The sequence below is a fragment of the Halomonas sp. R57-5 genome, assembly GCF_900070345.1.
Taxonomy (GTDB): Bacteria; Pseudomonadota; Gammaproteobacteria; order Pseudomonadales; family Halomonadaceae; genus Vreelandella; species Vreelandella ventosae_B.
The window spans coordinates 3,318,495-3,340,373 of sequence record NZ_LN813019.1; the positions used below are offsets into that span (position 1 = coordinate 3,318,495).

The 21,879-nt window shown below is 56.3% G+C and carries 17 protein-coding genes; 5 read left to right on the plus strand and 12 right to left on the minus strand.

Annotated features, from left to right (window positions below; all coding sequences use genetic code 11):
* The first annotated feature begins 12 nt into the window (after positions 1-12).
* Complete coding sequence (locus HALO_RS15315) at positions 13-1,512, plus strand: sodium:solute symporter family protein (protein ID WP_050713605.1); 1,500 nt, start codon at positions 13-15, stop codon at positions 1,510-1,512.
* 84 nt (positions 1,513-1,596) lie between these two features.
* Here HALO_RS15315 and uxuA read toward each other — a convergent pair whose 3' ends face one another.
* From uxuA to HALO_RS15355, 8 genes are all read right to left on the minus strand, one after another.
* On the minus strand, positions 1,597-2,769 hold the full coding sequence (gene uxuA / locus HALO_RS15320) for a mannonate dehydratase (RefSeq protein ID WP_050713606.1): 1,173 nt from the start codon (positions 2,767-2,769) through the stop codon (positions 1,597-1,599).
* A gap of 15 nt (positions 2,770-2,784) precedes the next feature.
* The gene (locus tag HALO_RS15325) at positions 2,785-4,254 is read right to left on the minus strand and encodes a mannitol dehydrogenase family protein (RefSeq protein ID WP_050713607.1); all 1,470 of its coding nucleotides are present in this window, start codon (positions 4,252-4,254) and stop codon (positions 2,785-2,787) included.
* A 5-nt stretch (positions 4,255-4,259) separates the two neighbouring features.
* Positions 4,260-5,540, minus strand: a complete 1,281-nt coding sequence (locus tag HALO_RS15330; RefSeq protein ID WP_035578126.1) for a TRAP transporter large permease — start codon at positions 5,538-5,540, stop codon at positions 4,260-4,262.
* 2 nt (positions 5,541-5,542) lie between these two features.
* Complete coding sequence (locus HALO_RS15335; protein WP_035578123.1) at positions 5,543-6,121, minus strand: TRAP transporter small permease; 579 nt, start codon at positions 6,119-6,121, stop codon at positions 5,543-5,545.
* Positions 6,122-6,216: 95 nt separating this feature from the next.
* Positions 6,217-7,185 carry a TRAP transporter substrate-binding protein gene (locus HALO_RS15340; RefSeq protein WP_035578122.1) on the minus strand — a complete coding sequence of 323 codons (969 nt, stop codon included), beginning with the start codon at positions 7,183-7,185 and terminating at the stop codon, positions 6,217-6,219.
* Between the two features lie 84 nt (positions 7,186-7,269).
* Positions 7,270-8,292 (minus strand): Zn-dependent oxidoreductase, encoded by a 1,023-nt coding sequence (locus HALO_RS15345; RefSeq protein ID WP_035578119.1) that lies wholly within the window; start codon positions 8,290-8,292, stop codon positions 7,270-7,272.
* Between the two features lie 48 nt (positions 8,293-8,340).
* Positions 8,341-9,552 carry a D-mannonate dehydratase ManD gene (manD, locus tag HALO_RS15350; protein ID WP_035578116.1) on the minus strand — a complete coding sequence of 404 codons (1,212 nt, stop codon included), beginning with the start codon at positions 9,550-9,552 and terminating at the stop codon, positions 8,341-8,343.
* On the minus strand, positions 9,549-10,286 hold the full coding sequence (locus tag HALO_RS15355) for a GntR family transcriptional regulator (RefSeq protein WP_050713608.1): 738 nt from the start codon (positions 10,284-10,286) through the stop codon (positions 9,549-9,551). Before HALO_RS15355 ends, manD begins: the two co-directional genes overlap by 4 nt.
* Before the next feature lie 362 nt (positions 10,287-10,648).
* Between HALO_RS15355 and HALO_RS15360 the strand changes: the two genes are divergently transcribed.
* The 4 genes from HALO_RS15360 to HALO_RS15375 are packed head-to-tail and all read left to right on the plus strand — an operon-like array spanning position 10,649 to position 16,599.
* Entirely contained in the window at positions 10,649-12,211 is a 1,563-nt protein-coding gene (locus tag HALO_RS15360; RefSeq protein WP_035578111.1) for a sensor domain-containing diguanylate cyclase, read from the plus strand.
* Positions 12,212-12,255: 44 nt separating this feature from the next.
* The gene (locus HALO_RS15365; protein ID WP_035578109.1) at positions 12,256-12,924 is read left to right on the plus strand and encodes an ABC transporter ATP-binding protein; all 669 of its coding nucleotides are present in this window, start codon (positions 12,256-12,258) and stop codon (positions 12,922-12,924) included.
* Between the two features lie 4 nt (positions 12,925-12,928).
* Positions 12,929-15,430: an ABC transporter permease gene (locus tag HALO_RS15370; protein WP_035578107.1), complete on the plus strand. Its 2,502-nt coding sequence runs from the start codon at positions 12,929-12,931 to the stop codon at positions 15,428-15,430.
* Positions 15,427-16,599, plus strand: coding sequence for a lipocalin-like domain-containing protein (locus tag HALO_RS15375; RefSeq protein WP_035578105.1), 1,173 nt, complete (start codon positions 15,427-15,429; stop codon positions 16,597-16,599). Before HALO_RS15370 ends, HALO_RS15375 begins: the two co-directional genes overlap by 4 nt.
* A gap of 13 nt (positions 16,600-16,612) precedes the next feature.
* Here HALO_RS15375 and hutG read toward each other — a convergent pair whose 3' ends face one another.
* Genes hutG through HALO_RS15395 form a run of 4 tightly spaced genes read right to left on the minus strand, consistent with a single transcriptional unit; the run spans position 16,613 to position 21,786 of the window.
* Positions 16,613-17,431: an N-formylglutamate deformylase gene (gene hutG / locus HALO_RS15380; protein ID WP_035578103.1), complete on the minus strand. Its 819-nt coding sequence runs from the start codon at positions 17,429-17,431 to the stop codon at positions 16,613-16,615.
* The gene (gene hutI, locus HALO_RS15385) at positions 17,428-18,636 is read right to left on the minus strand and encodes an imidazolonepropionase (protein WP_035578102.1); all 1,209 of its coding nucleotides are present in this window, start codon (positions 18,634-18,636) and stop codon (positions 17,428-17,430) included. The genes hutG and hutI overlap by 4 nt, the downstream gene beginning before the upstream one ends.
* Before the next feature lie 8 nt (positions 18,637-18,644).
* Complete coding sequence (locus tag HALO_RS15390; RefSeq protein ID WP_035578100.1) at positions 18,645-20,201, minus strand: HAL/PAL/TAL family ammonia-lyase; 1,557 nt, start codon at positions 20,199-20,201, stop codon at positions 18,645-18,647.
* A complete protein-coding gene (locus tag HALO_RS15395; RefSeq protein ID WP_035578098.1) occupies positions 20,194-21,786 on the minus strand; it encodes a BCCT family transporter in 1,593 nt (530 codons plus the stop codon). Before HALO_RS15395 ends, HALO_RS15390 begins: the two co-directional genes overlap by 8 nt.
* Positions 21,787-21,879: the final 93 nt, after the last annotated feature.

Below are 21,879 nucleotides of genomic sequence, written 5' to 3' on the forward strand. Positions count from 1 at the left end.
CAAGAGGTTAACATGAACAGTCAACTATTCCTTATTACCTTCGTGCTCTACATTGTCGCCATGATCGCGTTTGGCTGGTGGGKGTCCAGGCATAAGCGCGGTAGCGGTGACGACTTTCTACTTGGCGGGCGAAGCGTGCCGCTCTTTTTAACCGTGGGCACCACCGTCGCGACCATGGTCGGCACCGGCTCCAGTATGGGCGCCGTCGGCTTTGGTTACGCCAACGGCTGGGCCGGTGCTTTATACGGGCTTGGCGGCGCAGTGGGTATTTTACTGCTCGCGGTCTGTTTTGCCCCAGTACGTCAGTTTCGTTTTATGACCATGAGCGAAGAACTGGCCTATTACGTCGGCGCTAACCGGCTGGTGCGCAACGTTGTCGCGCTACTTATCTATATCGCCTGCATCGGCTGGCTGGGTGCGCACATTCTGGGTGGCGGTCTCTACCTCTCTTGGATGGCGGGCATCGACCTGACCACGGCGCGTATTTTGGTGGCACTGGGCTTCGGCATCTACTGCGTCGTCGGCGGTTATTTTGCGGTTATCTGGACCGATACTATTCAAGCCGTTGTGCTCTTCGCGGGCTTTATTTTAATGGCAATATTGGCGCTGATAGAGGTGGGCGGCCTCCCAGGTCTTACGGAGGGTATGGATGCGGGCGCCACTAGCTTTTTAGGTATTGGTCAAATAGGCGCGCTCCCGGCACTATCGTTGGCGGCTGTTATCGCTATTGGTGTGCTGGCAACGCCCTCTTTCCGCCAACGTATATACTCTGGCGAATCAGTCAAGTCGGTACGCCGTTCGTTCTTAATCACCGGCGTGCTATACCTGGGCTTCTCGATTATCCCCGCGATTATCGGTATGGCCACCCACGCGCTTAATCCTGGGCTCGACAATAGCAACTACGCCTTCCCTTTTTTGGCGACTGAAATTATGCCGCTGGGGTTAGGATTGCTGCTATTGGTAGCGGGCCTCTCCGCCACCATGTCCAGCGCCAGCTCCGATGCCATCGCCGGTGTTTCCACCCTGATTCGAGATCTCTATGTGCTGGCCACGGGCCGCACGCCATCCGCGCGTAACGTGGTGCGCTTCTCGCGTATTGCGCTGGTGGCTACCATAGGCTTGGCGCTGCTGTTCGCACTCGCCTCGGACAATGTGATCACCTACATCACCCGCATGATCTCGACGATTCTTTCAGGGCTGTTTGTCAGCGCCATGCTGGGCCGCTTCTGGCCACGTTATAATTGGCAGGGCGCTATTGCGACGCTTATTTGCGCGTCGGTGACTTCCTTGACGATTATCGCCAATAGCGATTGGACAGCCTTCTGGGGTAACCCCAGCATCCCCGCGGTGCTAGTAGCGCTGGTAGCCGGTGTGGTCGTCAGCCTGGCAACACCCGCTTCCCGCGTCACTTCTGCCCAGGCCCTGGCGATTCTTGACCAAGAACGWAAACGTATGGAGCAAGTGCCCGAGCCGACACTGACCGGTGCAGAAGCGCCGTCTACTTCGCGCTAACGGTTAGCCATTCGTACACAAAACCCCCGCTGATTGAATCAATCAGCGGGGGTTTCTATATGAAGGTAGTGTCTTGATAGGTAATTAGGTTAACTGCCGCACTGCCAACTCCACACCGCGCAGTTCGGCAAGGCCGCGCATACGGCCATAAAGCGGGTAGCCGGGAGCCGTATTGCGTCGTTGATCATCAAGCAGTTGGTGACCATGATCCGGGCGCAGTGGTAAGCGCGCCCCGCCCTCTCGTTCGCGTCGCCGCTCTTCCTCCACCAAGGCATGTATCACCCCCMCCATATCCACATCGCCGGCCAAGTGCGGCGCCTCGTGGAAAGAGAGCGTATCCGCTTCACGCTGCGTGGCGCGTAGATGAATAAAGTGTATATGCGCGGCAAAGTGGCGGGCCATCGCCACCAAATCATTATCGTCACGAACACCGTAAGAGCCTGTGCAAAACGTCAAGCCATTGGCCGGGCTGGGCACGTGATCGACAATCCATTGGGCATCCTGCCGCGTCGACACAACCCGGGGCAGGCCCAGCAGTGGCCGCGGTGGGTCATCCGGGTGGATAGCCATTCGGACACCCACCTCTTCTGCCACCGGAATCACCGCCTGCAGAAAGTAGCCAAGGTTTTCCCGCAGCCTGGCGGCGTCAATATCAGCGTACCCTTCCAATACAGTGCGAAACTGCTCAAGGGTGTAGTGCTCTTCGGCGCCCGGTAGCCCAGCGATCAGCGTATTGACCAGCTTGTCACGACGGGCTTTATCCAACCCGTCTAAATAGCGAGCTGCCTGACTTTTTTCCTCGGTACTGTACTCGTTCTCAGCACCAGGGCGTTGAAGCAGATACAAGTCAAAAGCTGCAAACGCCACCTGCTCAAAGCGCAGCGCCAAAGCGCCATCGGATAGCTCATAGGTCAGATCGGTGCGCGTCCAATCAAGGACAGGCATGAAATTGTAGCAAACAGTATCGACGCCACAGGCAGCTAAATTGCGCAGGGTCTGGCAGTAGGTGGCAATTAACCCGTCACGTTCGGGCAAGCCTTTTTTAATCGACTCATGTACCGGCACACTCTCCACCACCGACCATGTCAGACCAGCCGCTTGGATCATTTGCTGGCGCTCACGAATCGCCTCGACCGACCAAACCTGATCATTGGGCACCTCATGCAGTGCCGTCACGATACCGGTAGCGCCTGTCTGGCGGATCTCTTCTAGGCTAATCGCATCATTAGGGCCGAACCAGCGCCAAGTATGCTCCATTGGGATCTCCTTATATTAGTTGTGATCAAGCGCCGCGAGCGCCCCGCGCAGCCCATCATGGGTCAACGTCTGATAGGCGACCACCACCGCCTGGACAAATCCCTTATTCGCTGCCAGTTCCCTCGGCACCACATCGTCCATAGCCAAAAAGGCAGCCACTAGTGCAGCGCTATCGGAACCCTGTGCTTGGTGCAGCGAGGCAAACCGCGCGGCCAACGGGTCGTCGACGGTGTAACGATTCCCAAGCAGATCTTCGCCTGCGGTATAGCGAATCCAGGCCGCCATCCCCAACGCCACGCAAGGCGATGATTGACCAGCGGCGCTGCGTTTTAGTGCGCCGGAGAGCCAGCGCTGCGGGAGCTTTTGGCTGCCATCCATGGCGATTTGCTGCAGGCGATGGCGCAGGCTGTCATTAGCAAAGCGTGCCAGCAGCGAGTCGGCATAGGCGTCTAAATCGATTCCTGCGGGCAACTCAAGGGTAGGCGCCGCCTCTTCAAGCATATAACGACGCAGTAGCGCGCGAAGTTCGGCGTGATTGACGCCGTCAAACACGGTTTCAATGCCCGCCAATGCGCCCAGGTAAGCGAGTAAAGAGTGGCTGCCATTCAGCATGCGTAGCTTCATGGTTTCAAACGGCGCCACATCGGCGACCATTTCAACGCCCTCGGCTTCCCAGCTTGGGCGCCCCATAGGAAAGTGATCCTCCACTACCCACTGAGAGAAAGCCTCACATACCACCGCATTGGGATCAGTAACGTCCAGTGCCGCTAAACGCCCGAAGTCCGCGTCGGTCATCGCGGGCACAATGCGATCCACCATGCTGCAGGGAAATGCCACCTTATTGGCGATCCAGCTGGCCAATTCTGCGTCTCGATGTTCGGCCAGTTGCATCACCGCTTGACGTGTTCGCTTACCGTTATCCGGCATGTTGTCGCAAGAGAGCACGGTAAAGGGGGCTATGCCTGTCTCGCGCCGCCTAGCTAACGCTTCCACCAATAGCCCAGGGGCAGTACGCGGCTGTTGGGGCGAAGCTATATCACCGATGATCATCGGGTCATCGACTCTTAGTTCACCGTTGGCGGGGTTTAGAAAGTAGCCCTTTTCGGTCACCGTTAAAGTAACGATACGGGTATCCGCAGAAGCCATTCGCACCAGCAAAGCCYCCCTGTCGCGGCTCCAGTTACCCGCGCCATCACGGCCCGAGAACAGCGTCTCTTCAATCACGCCTACTTCACGCAGCGTGATGTTATCGCTATCAGCGTACTCTGCTACATGATAACGATGCCCAGCCGCGCTCAATCCATCGACTAAACCAATGCTAGCGCGTAGGTTAGCGCTGCATATACCCCAGGCAGTATCGCCGCTGCGCTGACGATAGCGCTCTAAATAGACAGCCTGATGGGCGCGGTGAAAAGCGCCTAAGCCTAAATGGACAAACCCGATCTGGCCGCTTTTAGGCATGGCGTCAAGACGTTGCTGGTCCATAGTCACTACTCTCCCATCAGCAAGTTAGGCAACCAAAGCGAAATCGCGGGGACATAGGTCACCAACAGCAGCACCGCTAAGTTGCAGAGCAAAAAGGGCACGATGGCTCTGGCAACGGTCAACATCGGAATTTTGCCAATGCCGGCCACCACAAACAGGCATACCCCTACCGGCGGTGTGGTTAAACCAATCATCAGGTTCAACACCGCGATCACCGCAAAGTGAACCGGATCGACACCCACGCCAGTGGCTACCCCCACTAAGGCCGGGAAAAGAATAATCAGCGCGGCGATGGTCTCCATAAAAGCGCCGACAAATAGCAGAATCAGGTTGAGAATAAGTAAAACAATGAGCGGGTTATCGCTGATGGAGAGAATAAGCGCAGCGATCATCTGCGGGATCTGCTCACTGGTGAGTATCCAGCCAAACAAGTTAGCCAACCCTACCATCAGCAGGAGTGCCGAAGAGGTTAATACAGTATCCGACAAAATCGCCGGGAGCTTTTTCCACGACAACCCTTTATACACAAACATCCCCACGACCAAGGCATACAGGCAAGCCACAATGGACGCTTCGGTGGGGGTAAAGAACCCGCCAATAATGCCGTACAGAATAATCACGGTCATCAGTAGTGCCCAGAAGGCTGTTTTGGCTTCGCGCAGCAGTTGCAAAAAAGGTACCCGCTGCTCTTTTGGATAGCCACGCCGAACGGCCAGAATGTACACCGTGATCATCATGGCGAGGCCCATTAAAAGCCCCGGAACTGCACCGGCTAGGAACATCCGCCCGACCGAAATACCGCTAAGTGAACCGGCAATAATCATCGGTACGCTGGGCGGTATAATCGGCCCAACGGTTGACGAGGCGGCGGTAACCGCAGCAGCAAACGGCTTGTCATAACCCGAGCGCGCCATACCGGGAATCATCACCGAGCCGATGCTGGCGGAATCGGCTACGGCCGTACCGGAGATACCGCCAAAAATCATCGATCCGGCCACGTTGGCCAAGCCAAGACCGCCGCGAATATGGCCTAACAGAGCGTTGGAAAAGCGCACAATATGATCCGTAATATTGCCCACATTCATTAAATTGCCAGCCAGCACGAAACCGGGGATACACAGCAGCACGAAGGTATCGATACCCGCATACATACGCTGCGGCACAATGGTTAATGAAATGCCTTCAAGCAGAAGATAAGAGAGCGACGCTAACCCCAACGCAAACGCAATGGGCATGCCCACCAACAGCAAAACCAAGAAAACGCTAAAGAGGATAATAACTTCCATGCTTACGACTCCTGAAGGGAGGCAGAGGAGCGACACATTGCGATAATTCCCTCAAGACACCCTAGTAAGCTGTAAACCAGGAGTAGCGCAAAGGTGACTACCGTTGAGAAAAAGATATACAGCATGGGAACATGCAGCGTGGGCGAGGTCTGCCAGGCGCCGTTTTGCGCATACTGCCAAGCGTAAGGCAGCACCAGAAAGGCAAACAGGCCAATCAGCGCACAGATCAACACTTGAAAAGCCGCCTGCATACGCGGCCCTAGCAGGTGATGAAAAAGCTCGACGCTAATGTTGCGGTTCTGGCGCAGTACCACGCCAGCGGATAGCGCCACCATATAAATAAACAGATAGCGCGAAAGTTCTTCGGTCCAAGCTATCGAAAACGGCAAAAAAAGCCGCGAACAAATTTGCAGCAGTACCGTGGCGGCAATCGCTACAAGTGCCACAACAGCCAAGGTCAGAAAGCACCTATCCACCCAGCCAATCACGCGTCCGATGGGGCCCTTTAGCTTAGGCACCGCCGACATTGAATCCAGGCTATCCAACGCTTCCTGTTCAAGCGCTTTGTGATCCGAGTTCATAACCGTATCCTTATAGGCAAGCTGCATGTGCAGTTCGAAGATGGGCCAGCAAGATGCCAGCCCATCGCCATTACCAATTCACTGCAAATACGACCTTACAAATCCTGGATAGCGTCGAAGAGTTCGCGCTGCTCTTCGGTTAAGGCCTCAAGCACGGCGGGGCGAGCTTTCTCTGCGAACGCATCAACGTCGACTTCCACGAACTCCATGCCACGCTCCTGAAGCGCTTGCTCAAGACGTGCCTGGTCATCAACAAAAAGCTCGGCCTGATACGTTTGCATTGTTTGGGCGGCATCACGAACCACCTGCTGAAGCTCATCCGGCATGCTTTCCAGCTGGTTACGGCCAATCACTACATAGATCCAGCTGCGCACATGGCCGGTCATGTTGACGTAGTCCTGGACCTCATTGAAGCTGGCGCTTTCGATCAGACTAAGCGGGTTCTCCTGACCTTCCAGGGTATTTTGCTGTAGCGCGGTGAACACTTCGCTAAACGCCATTGGGGTTGGACGTGCCCCCATTGCCTGCCAGGTATCAACGAACAGCGGCACGTTCGGCACGCGTAGACGTAACCCATCCAGCTCATCAGGCGTTCGGATAGGACGATTGGAGGTCAGCTCACGGGGCCCACGCTCAAACCACGCCAAGGGCACCAGGTTAGTACGCTCAGTGATTTGCGCTTCAATTTCAGCACCAATATCACCATTCACCGCCGCATGAAGATGTTCGGAATCTCGAAAGGCGTAAGGAACCGCCATCATCGCGGCTTTAGGCGCCCAATTCTGTAAGCTTTCACCGGTGATCGTCATATCCGCCGTACCTAGCTGGATACTGTTGATCACGTCCATCTCGTTACCCAGTTGCTCACTGGGGTAGAGACGCACCTCAATCTGCCCCTCGGAGTTCGCTTCGACCTCCTGTTTAAATTTCTCGGCGGCCTGGTGCCAAATATTCTGCTCGTTGGCTAAATGGCCAAAACGCAGCGTGTAATCTGCCGCCATTAATGAGTGGCTGCCTAGCATGGCGGCCCCAAGAACAGCGCTGGTGATCAGTTGTTTAATCATTGTCTTTCTCCTGCACGCGGGTGTTGTTAGTTGTTAATTGCAGCTTCTAATTGCACGTGGGTTGGCGTGGGTGGGTGTAGCCCCTCAAGCACCGATTTGAATCAGCACCTTGCGGGCCTCTTCTGGGCGGTGTTCAAGCATGTCAATAGCGCTGGGCATGTCGCTTAGCGGCAACCGATGGCTGACTAACGCCAACGGATCCAATTGCCCACTTGCCATTAGCTTAAGCACCTCCGGAAACTTACGGTTGTTAAGTCGCGAGCCGACCAGGGTCAGCTCTTTCTTAATCACCTCTAACTGCACTAGCTCGCTGGGCTGAACGCTAAAGCCCAGCAGACCAATGCGCCCTGCCGGCGATGCTAAGCGCAGCATTTGCGGTAGCAGCGCGGGCACGCAGGCCGCATCGGCAATCAGCGGCACACCTTCACCCTGGGTTAAGGCAAGCACCTCTTTTTCCACATCCTGCTCGCGGCTGTTAAAGACCTGCGTTGCCCCCAGCTGTTTTGCCGCCGCTAATCGCTCATTAATAACGTCCGTGACGATGACCTCTTCGATACCCTTGGCCAGAGCCATCTGCAGAATCGTCAGGCCAATAACGCCAGCGCCCAAAATCATCAGTCGGTCGCCGGGATGCGGCTGCATACGATCAAGCACGTTAGCGGCGATGGTGTAGGGCTCAACCAAGGCCGCAGCATCTAGCCCAATGTGATCAGGTAGCTGGTGCAGATTTTCAGCGGGCACGGCGACTAACTCTTCAAAACCGCCATTGCGATGCACGCCGATCACCTCAAGCGTACTGCACACGTTGGGACGGCCAATCCGGCACGGGTAGCACTCGCCGCAGCTAATCACGGGGTCAACGCATACGCGATCCCCGACGGAAACGCCGAGCACGCCTTCCCCCACTGCTTCGACTACCCCGGCAAACTCGTGACCGGTGATACGCGGAAAGCGTACAAAAGCGTTATCGCCATGGATAATATGCATGTCCGAGCCGCAAATGCCGGCAAATGCCACACGCACCAGTGTTTCACCAGTGGCAGCCTTGGGCGTTTCAACGTCCGCTACCTGATAGTCGTGAGGCGCCTTCACCTGGAATGCTTTCATTGATGTAAATCTCCTTTACCCGTGCGTTAAGTTACCAATGCCCCTAATTCACCAATGCCAGAGCGTGCCATCTTCCAACCGGTTAACCGGCAAGCTTGCGCGCTTATAGGGGTACTGCTTGGCTAGCCGTTCATCGATATCAACACCATGCCCCGGCTTTTCGCCGACAATGAAATGCCCATCTTCAAAGCGATAGTCGTGGGGGAAGACCTCGTCAGTGGCACGGGAATGGGGCATATACTCCTGGATACCGAAGTTGGGCACCCAAGTGTCAAAGTGAATCGCCGCACCCAGACACACCGGAGAAAGGTCCGTCGGCCCGTGGAAGCCGGTACGCACGTGATAAAGGCCTGCTAAATCGGCGATTCGGCGCACATGGGTAATACCACCCGCATGGGTTAGCGTGGCGCGGATATAGTCGATCCACTGATTTTCAATCAGCGCTTTGGCATCAAACAGACTGTTGAAAACTTCGCCGACGGCCAGCGGTGTGGTGGTGTGCTGGCGGATAAGCCCAAACGCCTCCTGATTTTCAGCCGGTACGCAGTCTTCAAGCCAAAATAGATGGTAGGGCTCAACCTCTTTGCCTAAGCGGGCGGCCTCGATGGGCGTCAGGCGGTGGTGAACATCGTGTAGAACATGCAGGTCTTCACCGAAGCGCTCACGCACGGCGGCAAACAGCTTGGGCACATGATTTAAATATTTGCTGGTACTCCAAACGTGCTCGGCGGGTAAATCAGAATCGGCTGGCTCATAGGGCTCGCCATCTTTTTTGGCAACACCATAAATGCTCGCAATGCCGGGCACACCGGCCTGCACACGTACCGCTTTGTAGCCCTCATCCACATGACGGGCGACCTCTTCCAGGCAGGCGTCAATATCACGCCCCGTTGCATGGCCGTAAACCATGACGCGGTCTCGGCTTTTACCACCTAACAACTGGTACAGCGGCATGCCCGCGAGCTTTGCTTTAATATCCCAAAGCGCCATATCAACGGCGGCAATCGCACTCATGGTGACAGGCCCACGCCGCCAGTAAGCGCCGCGGTAAAGGTAGTGCCAGATATCTTCAATACGCTGAGGGTCTCGGCCGATCAAGGTCGGGATTACATGCTCTTCCAAATAAGCCACTACGGCCATTTCACGGCCATTGAGCGTTGCATCACCAATGCCGTACTCGCCCTGATCGGTCACAATCTTTAGCGTCACAAAATTGCGCCCCGGCGAGGTCACAATGGTATAGGCGTGCTCAATTTTCATCGCATCGACTCCTGCTTTAGCTGTTGATTTTCTTGTTCTTCGAACATGGCGGGGAAACGGCGCACCAGATCAGGCATAGAGACCAAAATTTCACGCAGATGAAGCATCATCGTCTCTTCAGCTTGCTGAACGTCTCGCGCCTCAATGGCCGCCACGATGCTGGCATGCTGGBCCACAAGCCGTTCGAGCGGGGTGCTATGGGGCACACTGAGGTAGCGCACCCGGTCAAGCTGAGCGCGGACTTCTTCAATGACTTTCCAGGCTGCATGCTGCTTTACCCCCAGCGAAAGCGTCCGGTGGAAAGCTTCGTCAAGACGATAAAATCGGTCATTATCATTAGGCTCAATACAGCGACGCTGCCGCGCTAGCAAATCATGCAGCTCCGTCAGCATCGCTGGCTCAATCCCCTTCTCTGCCGCCAATTTCACTACGGCTACTTCAACGGCTTCACGTACAAAGCGTGCCTCAAGCACCGCCCGCTGGGATATTTTGACCACATAGGTGCCACGCTGAGGTTTAACCTCCACCAGCCCAGCCTCAGAGAGCCTTATGAAAGCCTCCCTCACCGGCTGACGGCTAACCGAAAAGGTATCGGCTATCTCCTTTTCAGATAACACCTGACCCGGCGCCAGCACCATTTGGATAATCGACTGCCTCAGCACGTGAAATAGCCGTTGGCGAACCGATTCTCCATCGTGGGTTTCCTGCCAAAGCGTTTGTAATGTTGTGGGCATGGCACCTGATCCTGATAGAGAAGTGCGTGTAGGTTAGCTGCGAGAACTGATATGACTAGTATGGTAGTTGACTTAAGATAAAAAAAGCCCGAATGCGTCACTCTTTAGTCGCATTCACGATTAACGCCCACTAGCCAAATTCATACATACCTTGTAAGAAATATCTTACATAACAACCCGTTTTGGGTTATTTTTTGAGCATTGCTCTGCAAAAAAATCGCCAGCTAAAATTAAGTATTTCGCAACCTAATCGCTTAACATGCTTTGATACAAACGACTGAATACGATGACCACTGCCCAGTACGGCAATTGCCATGGACGGCCGAGGGCTGCTGCGAGCCAATACCAGTTAGGAGAGAGTAATGCAGGCCATCCAGGCAAGGGATAATTCGAAAGACCTGGTCTTAACGAAGGAACTTCCGTCATTTTTGGTAGCGGATCTACTCAAGTGCCCAAACTTACCTACCCTGCCCACTGTTGCTGTTAATGTCTTGAAAATGGCACGTACAGAGCGTCCTTCGGTTAACGACTACGCGAATGCCATTGAGCGTGACCCAGCTTTGACTATGCGTATCATTACCCTTGCCAACAGCGCCTTTTTTTCGCGTAGCCATACGAAGGTACACGGGTGTCAGGAAGCGACGGCTCGCCTGGGGCTAGACACCACGCTGGCAGCGGTAATGAGCTTTAGTCTGCTGCAAAACAGGGGGATTGATGCCCATTACCAACGGGTATGGATGCGTTCTATCATCGCCTCGTTAGCAGCACGACACCTGGCCATACAGCTCTGCCCCGATATAGCAGGGCCCGTGTTCACCGCCGCCTTACTACAAGACATTGGCATCATGGCCCTAAGGGCGACATACCCTAAAGAGAGTAATGAGATATATACCGAGGTGGCCTTATCTCATCGACAGTTATCCGAGTCTGAACAGCGGCTTTTTGGCTGCGATCACTCTCAAGTGGGCGCTTGGCTTGCCGCCAAGTGGGGCGTTCCGACACCGCTTGCTCAGCGTATCTGCGATAGTCACGGCGAACCTGATATTACAGCCCTGGACAGGCTGTGCATTCAGCTCTCTGGCCCCATCGCCGATGCCTGGCTCTCGTCTCACCCTGCGCAGTCGCTAGTCGCCGTGGTGCGAGAGTTTGAAACCTATCAGGGGGCCCACTCGATCTCGTTACGGCATTTACTCGAGAATATTCAAGAACAGTTGCCTGCGCTGGCAGATATGCTGCAAATGACGGCGCCCCCTTTACAGGATAACGAGTCGCTGCTTGCCGAGGCCCAGCAACTGCTGTTTCAGCAAACGCTACAGCTCAAGGCGCGCCTTGATACCCAGCAAGCAGAACTCGGCTCCCTGCGTCAGCGCCAAGATGAGTTAGAAGAGCGCTCACGAACAGATATGCTTACCGGGCTTGCCAACCGATCCTGGCTTGAAGAGCAGACGCATCAGCGCTTTATACTTTGCAAGGAACAGGCTCGCATCATGTCGGTGGTGTTTATTGATCTTGACCACTTCAAGAAGCTAAACGATCAATACGGCCACCAAATGGGTGACCATGTGCTGCAAAAATTTGGTAAAACGCTACAGGCACTTATTCGCGAAGGTGACCTTGCAGGGCGCTGGGGCGGCGAAGAGTTTCTGGTCATTTTGCCCGATGAAGATGCCCAGGCAGCCCAGCTATTCGCCAAACGAATTGCCCAGCGTTTAGAAAAAACACCCATGGCTCACGATGACCAGCAACCCATCCATGTATCCGTCTCGATTGGCATTGCCTGCTTGGATGATGGCGGATTTGGCGATGCAGGCGAGCTTATAGATGCCGCTGATAAAAGTATGTACTTCATTAAACGCACAGGCCGGGGGGGAATAGCGGTGTATGGCGAGCGTGGTGCTCCAGGCGCACCTCCTAGCATCGACTAGCGTATGCTTATTGTTTAGCCCTTCAGTTGACGACAAGAGCAGCCATGCTGGAACTTCACCAGATACACAAAACCTACGCGACGCCACAAGGCCCGCTGAAGGTACTTGAAGATGTCTCCTTTCGCCTAGCGTCAGGGCAAAGTATGGCGCTAATGGGTGTATCCGGCAGCGGCAAATCCACTCTATTACACCTAGCCGCCGGATTAGATCTGCCTGACCAGGGAAACATCACCCTGGCAGGAAACAACATCGCCTCTCTATCTGAACCCTCCCGTGCCAAGCTGCGCCGAGAAAACCTGGGTCTGGTCTTTCAGCAGTTCCATCTAGTGCCTAGCTTGACCGTCATCGATAACCTGCGCCTTCAGGCGCGCCTCGCTGGTCGCGACAATGCCGGCTGGACAGCGCACTTACTCGAGCGGCTAGGGCTGACGAGCATGGAAAAACGTTACCCGGAACAGCTCTCCGGTGGTCAACAGCAGCGCCTGGCCATTGGCCGCGCTTTGGCCCCGCGCCCGCCTCTGCTACTGGCCGATGAACCCACAGGCAATTTGGATGAAAACACCGCTGGCGAAGTGCTTGAACTGCTATTGAGCCTGGTTCGCGAAACGCAATGTGCGCTGTTAGTCGTGACTCACAGCCAGCAGGTCGCCGCGCCACTTGATCGCTGTCTGCATTTACGCCATGGCCAACTGATCAATAGCGCACATGTTTAGAGCAATGCCCACCGTTCTGGCCACGCTCCTTAGCCACTACCGGCGTCACCCTGGGCAACTGGCCATGCTGCTACTTGGTCTTTGGGTTGCCAGCGCTTTATGGAGCGGTATTCAAGCGATCAACGCCACAGCAAGAGACAGCTACGCCCGCGCCGATGCACTGTTTGCCACCCAACTGGACCAGTTTGAGCGCCGCGATGGCGCCCCACTCACCCGCGCCGAGTATCACGCTCTGCGCCAAACAGGCCTGCCTGTTTCGCCTATGCTAGAGGGTGAAGTCGTTACCCAAGATGGCACCCGACTAACGCTGATCGGCATTGACCCGCTTACCCTTTCCAGCGATAACGCGCTGGCTCAAGCAAACACCTCCGCGTCGTTAAGCGACTTTCTAACGCCGCCGTGGCAAACACGCCTAGCGCCTGATGCCTTGGCAGCCCTGGGGATAGAGCGCGACAATGCACCGGGTGCTAGCCCAACGTTGGCAGATGGCAAAACGCTACCTCCGCTCGTTTTAGCGCCAGCGTTGCCGCCGGACACTCTGATCATGGATATTGCCGCAGCGGCACAGTTACTGGAAAGCGGCGACGAGATTACCCGAATCGTTAGCGCACCGGGGGCACTTGCGAAAGCGCCCGCAGGATTGACCCTCACCCGTGCCAGCAACTTAGCCACCCCGGGCCAACTGACTGAAAGCTTTCACCTAAACCTTACCGCCTTGGGGCTACTGGCCTGGGTGGTGGGGCTATTTATCGTTCAAGCAGCGCTGGGTCTAGCCTTAGAGCAACGTTTGGGTATGCTGCGCACCCTCAGGGTGCTGGGTGTATCAGGGCGCAGTTTAGTCGTGACACTCAGTTTAGAGTTACTCCTGCTCGGCCTGATCGGCGCGCTTGCCGGTATTGCCAGCGGCGTCTGGCTGGCACGCCTGCTGCTACCCGATGTGGCGGCCACCCTGGGCTCACTTTATGGTGCAGGCGTGGGTCAAGAACTCAATCTACCCTGGCATTACTGGGTCGGCGGGCTGGCAGTTAGCCTTGGCGGGCTAGTGCTGGCGGGCAGTGGCGTGCTATGGCGTGCCGCCCGTTTAAACATGCTGGAGTTAGGCCAGATGCAGGCCTGGCGTAGTGGTTACCGTCGGCAATTAACGCTAATGAGCATGGGCGGTGCACTCGCCTTGAGTATTGCGTTAGCGCTATACGCCTGGTTACGTTTACAGCCCCCTGGCGATGGCTTAGTGGCAGGTTTTGGACTAATCGCAGCCCTACTGCTGGCCAGCGCCCTGTGGTTGCCACCCTTGTTAGCGTTGGTATTGAAAGTGCTGGCGCACCTTGCCCGGCGGCGGCCGCTTATTCACTGGGCAGTCGCGGATATGCAGCTTCAGCTACCCAAGCTTTCGCTGGCCATGATGGCCTTGCTCATCGCGCTGGCAACCAATCTGGGTGTCGGCAGTATGGTAGGCGGCTTTCGTTTGACCTTTTTAGACTGGCTTGATCAGCGCTTAGTCGCCCCMCTCTATTTAAATGCACCCGCCGAGCAATATGCAGACATTGATGCCTGGCTGGCGGATCGCCCGGAGGTCTTTGAGCGCCTGCTCACTCGGCGCAGCGACGCAACCCTTCAAACAGTTAGCACACCCGAAAGCAACCGCTCTTTAGGCACGCCTATCGAGCTTTATGGTATTACCCCTGGCGTATCGCTGACACCTCACTGGCCGCTGCTGGAGACACAATCAGGTCGCGCCGCAGCCTGGGCAGCTTTCGACCACGGAGCGGTTTTTGTTAACGAACAGTTAGCCACGGCTGAAAACCTTGCCCCCGGTGATCGGCTAGCATTGAGCGCGCCAGGGGTAAGCGAAAACCTGATCATAGCCGCTGTCTATCCCGATTACGGCAACCCCAGCGGCCAAGTGTTAATGGCGTCGCCCCAGCTCGCCGCACGGTTTAATGCACCGCCTAGCTCGATAGGCTTGGTGCTACATGACGATGCCGATGTGGGTGCTCTACGAGCAGCCCTTACCGTGCGTTTCGATTTAGGCAGCGATGCACTTACCGATCAAGCCGAAATCAAGCGCATTGCCACCGAGATTTTTGAGCGCACCTTTACCATTACCCGCGCGCTTAATGCACTAACCCTAGCCGTCGCTGCCCTGGCACTATTCGCTAGCCTGCTGGCCCAGGCACGCAGCCGGCGCCAGCAGTTAGCCCCACTCTGGGCGCTGGGCGTCCCCCGGTCACAGCTAGCATGGCTAAACTTAGCGCAGCTGGGTGGCGCGGCATTCGTCACCGGCCTGCTGGCCGTACCACTGGGCATTGCGATTACCTGGGGCTTAGTGGCGATTATCAATGTGGCCGCCTTCGGCTGGCGTCTGCCGCTCTACCTATTCCCTTGGGAAATGTCCGTGACACTCGCCACGGCAGTCGTCGTGGCGCTGCTGGCTGCTGCCCTGCCCGCGCTGCGTTTCTGGCGCGCATCACCGCGTGCATTGCTGGCGGAAGAGGCCAATCAATGAGCATACGCCGACGGCTAAACCTGCCACTTCTACTGATAGCCATCGTTGCTTTGATGCTTCAAGGCTGCGGCGATGAAGACGTAACCTCAGCCAGCAGTGCGGGGTTTGCCGGGTTGGGCCAGGACGCCGACGGCTTCCAACACGCCGTGCCAAACCAATTACTGACATTCCCAACGGATCACTCAGCACACCCGGATTACCGTATCGAATGGTGGTATTTAACCGCCAATTTGGAAGATGAATCCGGCGAGCCACTCGGCCTGCAGTGGACACTATTTCGTCAGGCGCTGATGCCACCCAACGAGCGACCCGAACCCACGCCCTGGGCAGCGGATCAACTCTGGATGGCCCATATGGCAATCTCACAAGGCGAGCAGCACTACGTTGCTGAGCGCTTTGGGCGCAGCCACTCACAGGCCCCATTGAGCACTCCCCAGGACAGCCAGGCGGGGGTTATCGCTTCACCCTTCCACGCTTGGCTGGATGATTGGCAGCTTAAAGCAAACGAGCAGGCCGATAGCAGCGATTTCAATAGCCTAACGCTCACCGCCTACAGCGGCGAAGGCGCGTCGCGGTTTGGTTATACGCTGGAACTTACCGCCGAGGGGCCGCTGGTGCTGCATGGCGACAAGGGGTTTAGCCAGAAAGCCGCCAATGGCCAGGGCTCGATGTACTACAGCCAACCCTTCTGGCAGATAGAGGGCGACGTCACGCTCAATGGAGAAACCAAAACGGTCAGCGGGCGCGGTTGGTTAGACCGGGAATGGAGCAGCCAACTACTGGATGCCCGCCAATCTGGCTGGGACTGGTTCTCGATTCACTTTGATGACGGCCACAAGCTAATGGCCTTTCAGCTGCGTGGCGGCTCCGCCCAAAATGCCGACTACCGCTCTGGCACCTTGATAACGCCTGAAGGCCGAGCCACCCCCTTAGCCAACAACGACATCACACTCACACCGCTGGCAAGCTCGGCAGTCGGCGGGCGCGAGGTACCCACCCAATGGCGGTTGGAAATACCGTCAGTGGAAATCGATATCAACATTGAAGCCCCTCACGCCAACCGCTGGATGACCACCAGCGTGCCCTACTGGGAAGGCGAAGTAGTGGTCAACGACCGCGCCAGCGGCGAGCCGCTGGGCGAGGGCTACCTGGAAATGACCGGGTATTGAGCTAACAAACACATTAACCCTTTGCGTAGCGAGCCTCCCCCCATCGCTGCATCGCCTCAAGCACTTCACGCAGCACCGGTCGTACCTCGGCGGCGCGATCTTCGCGATAGGCGAAGATAGGCTGGTCATCATCGGGTTCGTTCATATAGGTGCGCTGGGAGAGTTCGAGCTGCGCCGCGTGAATATGGTTGGCGGGATCGCCATAGCCGCGCGTAATATGCCCGCCTTTAAAGCGGCCATTGATCACATGCGTAAAACGCGACTGAGCAGCACAGACGGCTTGTAACGACTTGCTAAGCTCAGGGTCACAGCTCTGCTCCTCAAAGGTACCCAGGTTGATATCCGGCAGTTGGTCGTCGAAGAGCCGCGGGATGCGAGAGCGGATAGAGTGGGCGTCGAACAGCAGCGCATAGCCGAAGCGCGTCTTTAGCCGCGCAAGCTCCCTCGCCAGGGCATTGTGGTAAGGGCGCCAAACATGCTCCTTTGCCCACTCGCGCTCTTCCTTGCTCGGTACTTGTCCGTCTCGAAACAGTGGGTCACCGTCGAAGTCGATGTCGGGAAATAATCCAGTCGTCGCACCCGCGTAGAGCGGCGCGTCATTCTCAGGCCGATTAAGGTCGATAACGTAGCGCGAATAGCGCGCCTCAAGTCGGCTCGCCCCAAGCTCGGCGGCGAAGTCGTAAAGCTTGGGTATATGCCAGTCGGTGTCGGCAAGGCTGAGCGCAGCTTTATTAAGCCCCGCCTCTACCTCCGGCGTTAGCGCGGTGCCTGCGTGAGGCATTGAAACCAATAGCGGCGTATCGCCCTGGGTGAGTTGGTAACTTTCGATCATGCCTCTAGCTCCTTACCTGCTTTGAATACCGTGACCGGCAATTGCCCGCCCAGCCAGTAGCTAAGCTCCGCTGGCCCGGTAATCTCCCAGACGACCGCGTCTGCCCATTTACCTACTTCTAGCGAACCGTGAGTGGCATCAATACCCAGCGCTTTAGCGGCATTGATGGTCACGCCTGCCAGCGCTTCTTCAGGGGTAAGGCGAAACAGCGTGCAGCCCAGATTCATCATCAGTCGTAACGACAGTACGGGTGACGTCCCGGGGTTAAGGTCGCTGGCCAGCGCCATGGTGACGCCCTGCTCACGAAAGTCTGCAACCGGCGGTAGCTGGGTTTCACGCAGGGTCAGAAAAGCCCCCGGCAGCAACACGGCGGCAGTACTGCTTTGTGCCATCGCACGGGCATCCGCTTTATCGGCGTATTCGACGTGGTCCGCAGAAAGCGCGCCAAACTCCGCAGCCAGTTGGCAACCGCCAAGACGCGACAACTGCTCAGCATGTAGCTTGAGCGGCAGGCCCAATTGCTTTGCAGTTTCAAATACGCGCCGCATCTGTTCCACAGAGAAGGCGATACCTTCACAGAAGCCATCGACGGCGTCGACAAGACCTTCCTTCGCCAGCGTCGGCAGAATTTCCTCGCAGACTAGATCAATATACTCATCGCTACGTTCGCGGTATTCGGGCGGCAGCGCGTGAGCCGCAAGGCACGTCGTGAGCACTTCGGCAGGTAGCCGTTCCCCCAGCGCCCGGGCCACCTTGAGCATTTTGCGCTCGCTCTCCAGATCAAGCCCATACCCCGACTTGACCTCTAGCGTGGTGACGCCTTCACGCAGCAGTACTTTGGCGCGCTTCTCGGCGCTGGCCAGTAATTCGTCAAAGTTGGCCTCGCGAGTTGCCCGCACGCTGCTAACGATCCCACCGCCCTGTTTAGCTATCTCGCTATAGCTCACGCCCTCCAGGCGCTGCTCAAACTCATTACTGCGGTCACCGCCAAACACCAGGTGCGTGTGGCAGTCGATCAACCCCGGCGTTAGCCAGCGCCCACCCAGGTCACGCACTTCATCGAATGCCACATCGCGGTCAAGTTGCGCCTCAGTGCCAATCCAGGCGATGCGTCCCGCGTCTATAATCAGCGCCGCATCGCGCACAATTCCGTAGCGGCCACCCGCCAGGGTCACCGCATGGCAGTGGTGCCATAGCTGTTTCATGCTTCCTCCTAATCGCTAGGCTGCCGACTCGGCAGTAAGTTCGGGGCAATAGACAGGAGCTTATCGATCACTTGAGTCTCCTTTAGGCGCTGGTAAGCCGCCTCAATATCCAGGTGCAGCGCATGCTCTTCCTGGTAGGCAGGCAACACTTCTCGCAGTGATTTCCAAGCCAACGATGTGCCCTTGGCAAACTCATCGCTGCCAATTAAATCAAGGGCCTGAGAGGCGAGTAGATATTCGATCGCAAGAACGTAGAAAGCATTGTCGAGGCTCTTGTCCAGTTTCAGGGCAGCACTTTCGCCAAAGCTTAGATGGTCTTCCTGGAGGCCTGAGGTGATAAAATTGTCGGTCACTGCGGGCTGCGCCAGACGTTTGTTATCCGCCACCAGGGAAGCCGCCGAGTAGTGGGCGATCATCATGCCGGACTTGACGCCGCTTTCAGTGGTCAAGAAAGGTGGCAGCTGATTTGCCTGGGGGGTCACTAAACGGTAAGCGCGCCGCTCGGAGATCGAACTCCACTCACAGGCCGCGATGGCCAACAGATCGCAGGCCATCGCCACCGAGGCGCCGTGAGGATTAGCCTGAGACACAACCTGATAGCCATCTTCAACGGGAATCACTAACGGATTATCGGTGGCGGAATTAAGCTCTTTCTCTACCTGCTTTGCCGCATGGTCGAGCTGGTCGCGGCAAGCACCATGTACCTGGGGCATGGAACGCAGGCTTAGCGCATCCTGTAGCCGCTGCCCTTTATGACGCGCCAGGTGCGCACTGTCCGCAAGAAGCCGGCGCAAGTTGTCGCCAGTTTGCTGAACGCCTGGGTGGCATTTGAGGGCCGTCACCTCGGCCATAAACGCATTCAACTGCCCGCCCAATGCCTCAAAGCTCATGGCACCGATAATATCTGCCCAGGCGGAGAGGCGCGCTGCATCGTCAAGCGCCAAACAGGCCAGCCCGGTCATCGCGGGGGTGCCGTTCACCAGGCTCAGCCCATCCTTGGGCCCAAGCGTTACCGGCACCATACCGATGGCCTCCAGCGCCTGCTTGGCAGGCATCCGTTGGCCACGAAACTCAACATCGCCGTGACCGATTAGCGCCAAGCCAATGTGTGCCATATGAGTGAGATAACCCACCGAGCCGCGTGAGGGTACGACGGGAATAATCTGCTCATTGAGCAGCCTTATCAGCCCCTCCACCACGGCCGGACTGATACCGGAGTAGCCGTGACTGTAGTTGATCACCGCGCTGCACATAATGGCGCGAACTTGCTCCGTTCGCAGCGGGCTACCAACACCACAGGCATGGCTCATCAAGGTGTGGTGCGAGAGACGTTGCAGCTCATCCTGCTTGAGCACTACATCGCACAGCGCGCCTAACCCGGTATTGATACCGTAATGGGGCACGCTCGAAGCGGCAATCTTCTCGACGGCTTCGCGGGCGCAGCGAACCTTCTCCCAGGCCGAGGGCGACAGCGACATCGGATACCCGTCGCGGGCGACCCTGACCACCTCCAGCCAAGCTGGAGGCGTATTGCCAATTTCCACGTAGCGAGACAACTCACTCATAAACATCCTCGGCGGGTTTAACACGCGCCTGGCTCTCTTGGGGGTTATTAGCGCCATCCAAGATGAAAACCTTCACCGCAGAAGCCACAATCAGCAAAAACAGAAACAGCACGATAAAGCCCCCCGCTGCCGCCAGGAACTTAATACCGTCTACCCCCTGAGCACCGCCGCCAAAGGCCACCATGACATAGGCGATAATAGCGATTGATAGCCCCCAGAGGATCTTCTGCTTGCGGGGAGCTTCCTCCTCCGCCGTCATGTTTCTAGTGCAGATGGTAGCGATGGTCGATGACATAGAGTCTGCGGCCGTAGAGAAGGAAATAATCAGCGTAAAAATAGCTAACGGGATCAGCAAAGCGGACATTGGCAGGTTTTGCAGGAAGCCCCAAAGTCCCGAAACTGCGCCGTTCTCGGTCACCACGCTAACCAGATCGAGAGTGCCATCCATCTGCCACTTGATCGCCGACCCGCCCCAGATAGCGAACCAAACGATGCCGAACACGGAAGGCAGGATCCAGTTAATTACCAAAAACTCACGTAGCGTTCTGCCATAGGAGATCCGCGCCAAAAACAGACCCATCAACGGGGCGTAGGCGATCCAGATCGACCAGTCGTACATCGTCCACCAGGTGACCAGCGCTTCACCGCCAGACTCTTTGGTATCGAATGACCACAGGAAGAAGTTATCGAACCAGTAACCCAAGCTGGTTACCGACAGACTCAGGATGTAGCTCACTGGGCCAATGATCAGCAGAATGACGACAAAAGCGTAGAAGATGTAAGCATTGACCGATGAGAGGAAGCGGATGCCCCGCTTAAGCCCAGATAACGCAGAGGTAATAAAGATCGCCGAAATAACCAGCGTTAAAATCAGCCACGTCATGGGGCTCGAAGCGATACCGTACTCAGCCTCAATGCCGGAACTGATCAGTGCGAGGCCCGCCCCTAACGATGATGCCAGCCCAAGCGCAATGGCAAGAATAGAGATAATATCGACCACGGCTCGTACGGTAGGGCTTCGCTCGCGACTCCCTAAGAGCGGGGACAGCGTCGAAGAGATCGAGAAACGCTCTTTGCGATTAAAGTGCATATATCCAATCATCAAGCCAACGATGGAGTACATGGCGTAGGGAATAAAGCTCCAGTTATGGAAGCTTCTTGCCAGTGCAAAGATGGCCGCTTCGCCACTGTTGGGCTCAAAAGATTGATTGGCGATCTCGCCATAGACATTGCCCAGATAGATGATGGGCTCATTGACCGAGTAGGTCACCACCCCCGTCGCTATCCCGCCGGTTAGCGCCATGGCAAAAGTCGCCGCCAACGAAAACGTGGGTTTAGCGTTCGCCCCACCCAAACGGATATTGCCTGCCTTGGAAAAGAAGATAAACGCCGTGACACCCAGCGTCGAGATAGCCAACAACTGATAAAGCCAACCAAAGTCGGAAAGCGAAAGATAGAACAACTGCCTGGCAACGCTGACCAGTAGTTCGTTATTAACCAAGCCAATGATGACGGCCAGCATAATAATCACGAAGGCCGGTATAAAGACGCTTCGCTTTAACTGTTTCCTGTCTGTTTGTGACATTGTATGTCTCCTGTCGAGGTTTATTCTTATAACGCTTTTTTATTAGGTGCCGACATGCTGTCTGTCGACACCCGTATCTGTGTATCCAGCAAC

Excerpts from the sequence above, each read along its gene's own strand:
- hutG (WP_035578103.1), bottom strand. The coding sequence starts at position 17,431 with ATGATCGAAAGTTACCAACTCACCCAGGGCGATACGCCGCTATTGGTT.
- HALO_RS15365 (WP_035578109.1), top strand. The coding sequence starts at position 12,256 with ATGCTGGAACTTCACCAGATACACAAAACCTACGCGACGCCACAAGGC.
- HALO_RS15335 (WP_035578123.1), bottom strand. The coding sequence starts at position 6,121 with ATGAACTCGGATCACAAAGCGCTTGAACAGGAAGCGTTGGATAGCCTG.
- HALO_RS15390 (WP_035578100.1), bottom strand. The coding sequence starts at position 20,201 with ATGAGTGAGTTGTCTCGCTACGTGGAAATTGGCAATACGCCTCCAGCT.
- HALO_RS15360 (WP_035578111.1), top strand. The coding sequence starts at position 10,649 with ATGCAGGCCATCCAGGCAAGGGATAATTCGAAAGACCTGGTCTTAACG.
- HALO_RS15340 (WP_035578122.1), bottom strand. The coding sequence starts at position 7,185 with ATGATTAAACAACTGATCACCAGCGCTGTTCTTGGGGCCGCCATGCTA.
- hutI (WP_035578102.1), bottom strand. The coding sequence starts at position 18,636 with ATGAAACAGCTATGGCACCACTGCCATGCGGTGACCCTGGCGGGTGGC.
- HALO_RS15395 (WP_035578098.1), bottom strand. The coding sequence starts at position 21,786 with ATGTCACAAACAGACAGGAAACAGTTAAAGCGAAGCGTCTTTATACCG.
- manD (WP_035578116.1), bottom strand. The coding sequence starts at position 9,552 with ATGAAAATTGAGCACGCCTATACCATTGTGACCTCGCCGGGGCGCAAT.
- HALO_RS15330 (WP_035578126.1), bottom strand. The coding sequence starts at position 5,540 with ATGGAAGTTATTATCCTCTTTAGCGTTTTCTTGGTTTTGCTGTTGGTG.
- HALO_RS15375 (WP_035578105.1), top strand. The coding sequence starts at position 15,427 with ATGAGCATACGCCGACGGCTAAACCTGCCACTTCTACTGATAGCCATC.
- HALO_RS15345 (WP_035578119.1), bottom strand. The coding sequence starts at position 8,292 with ATGAAAGCATTCCAGGTGAAGGCGCCTCACGACTATCAGGTAGCGGAC.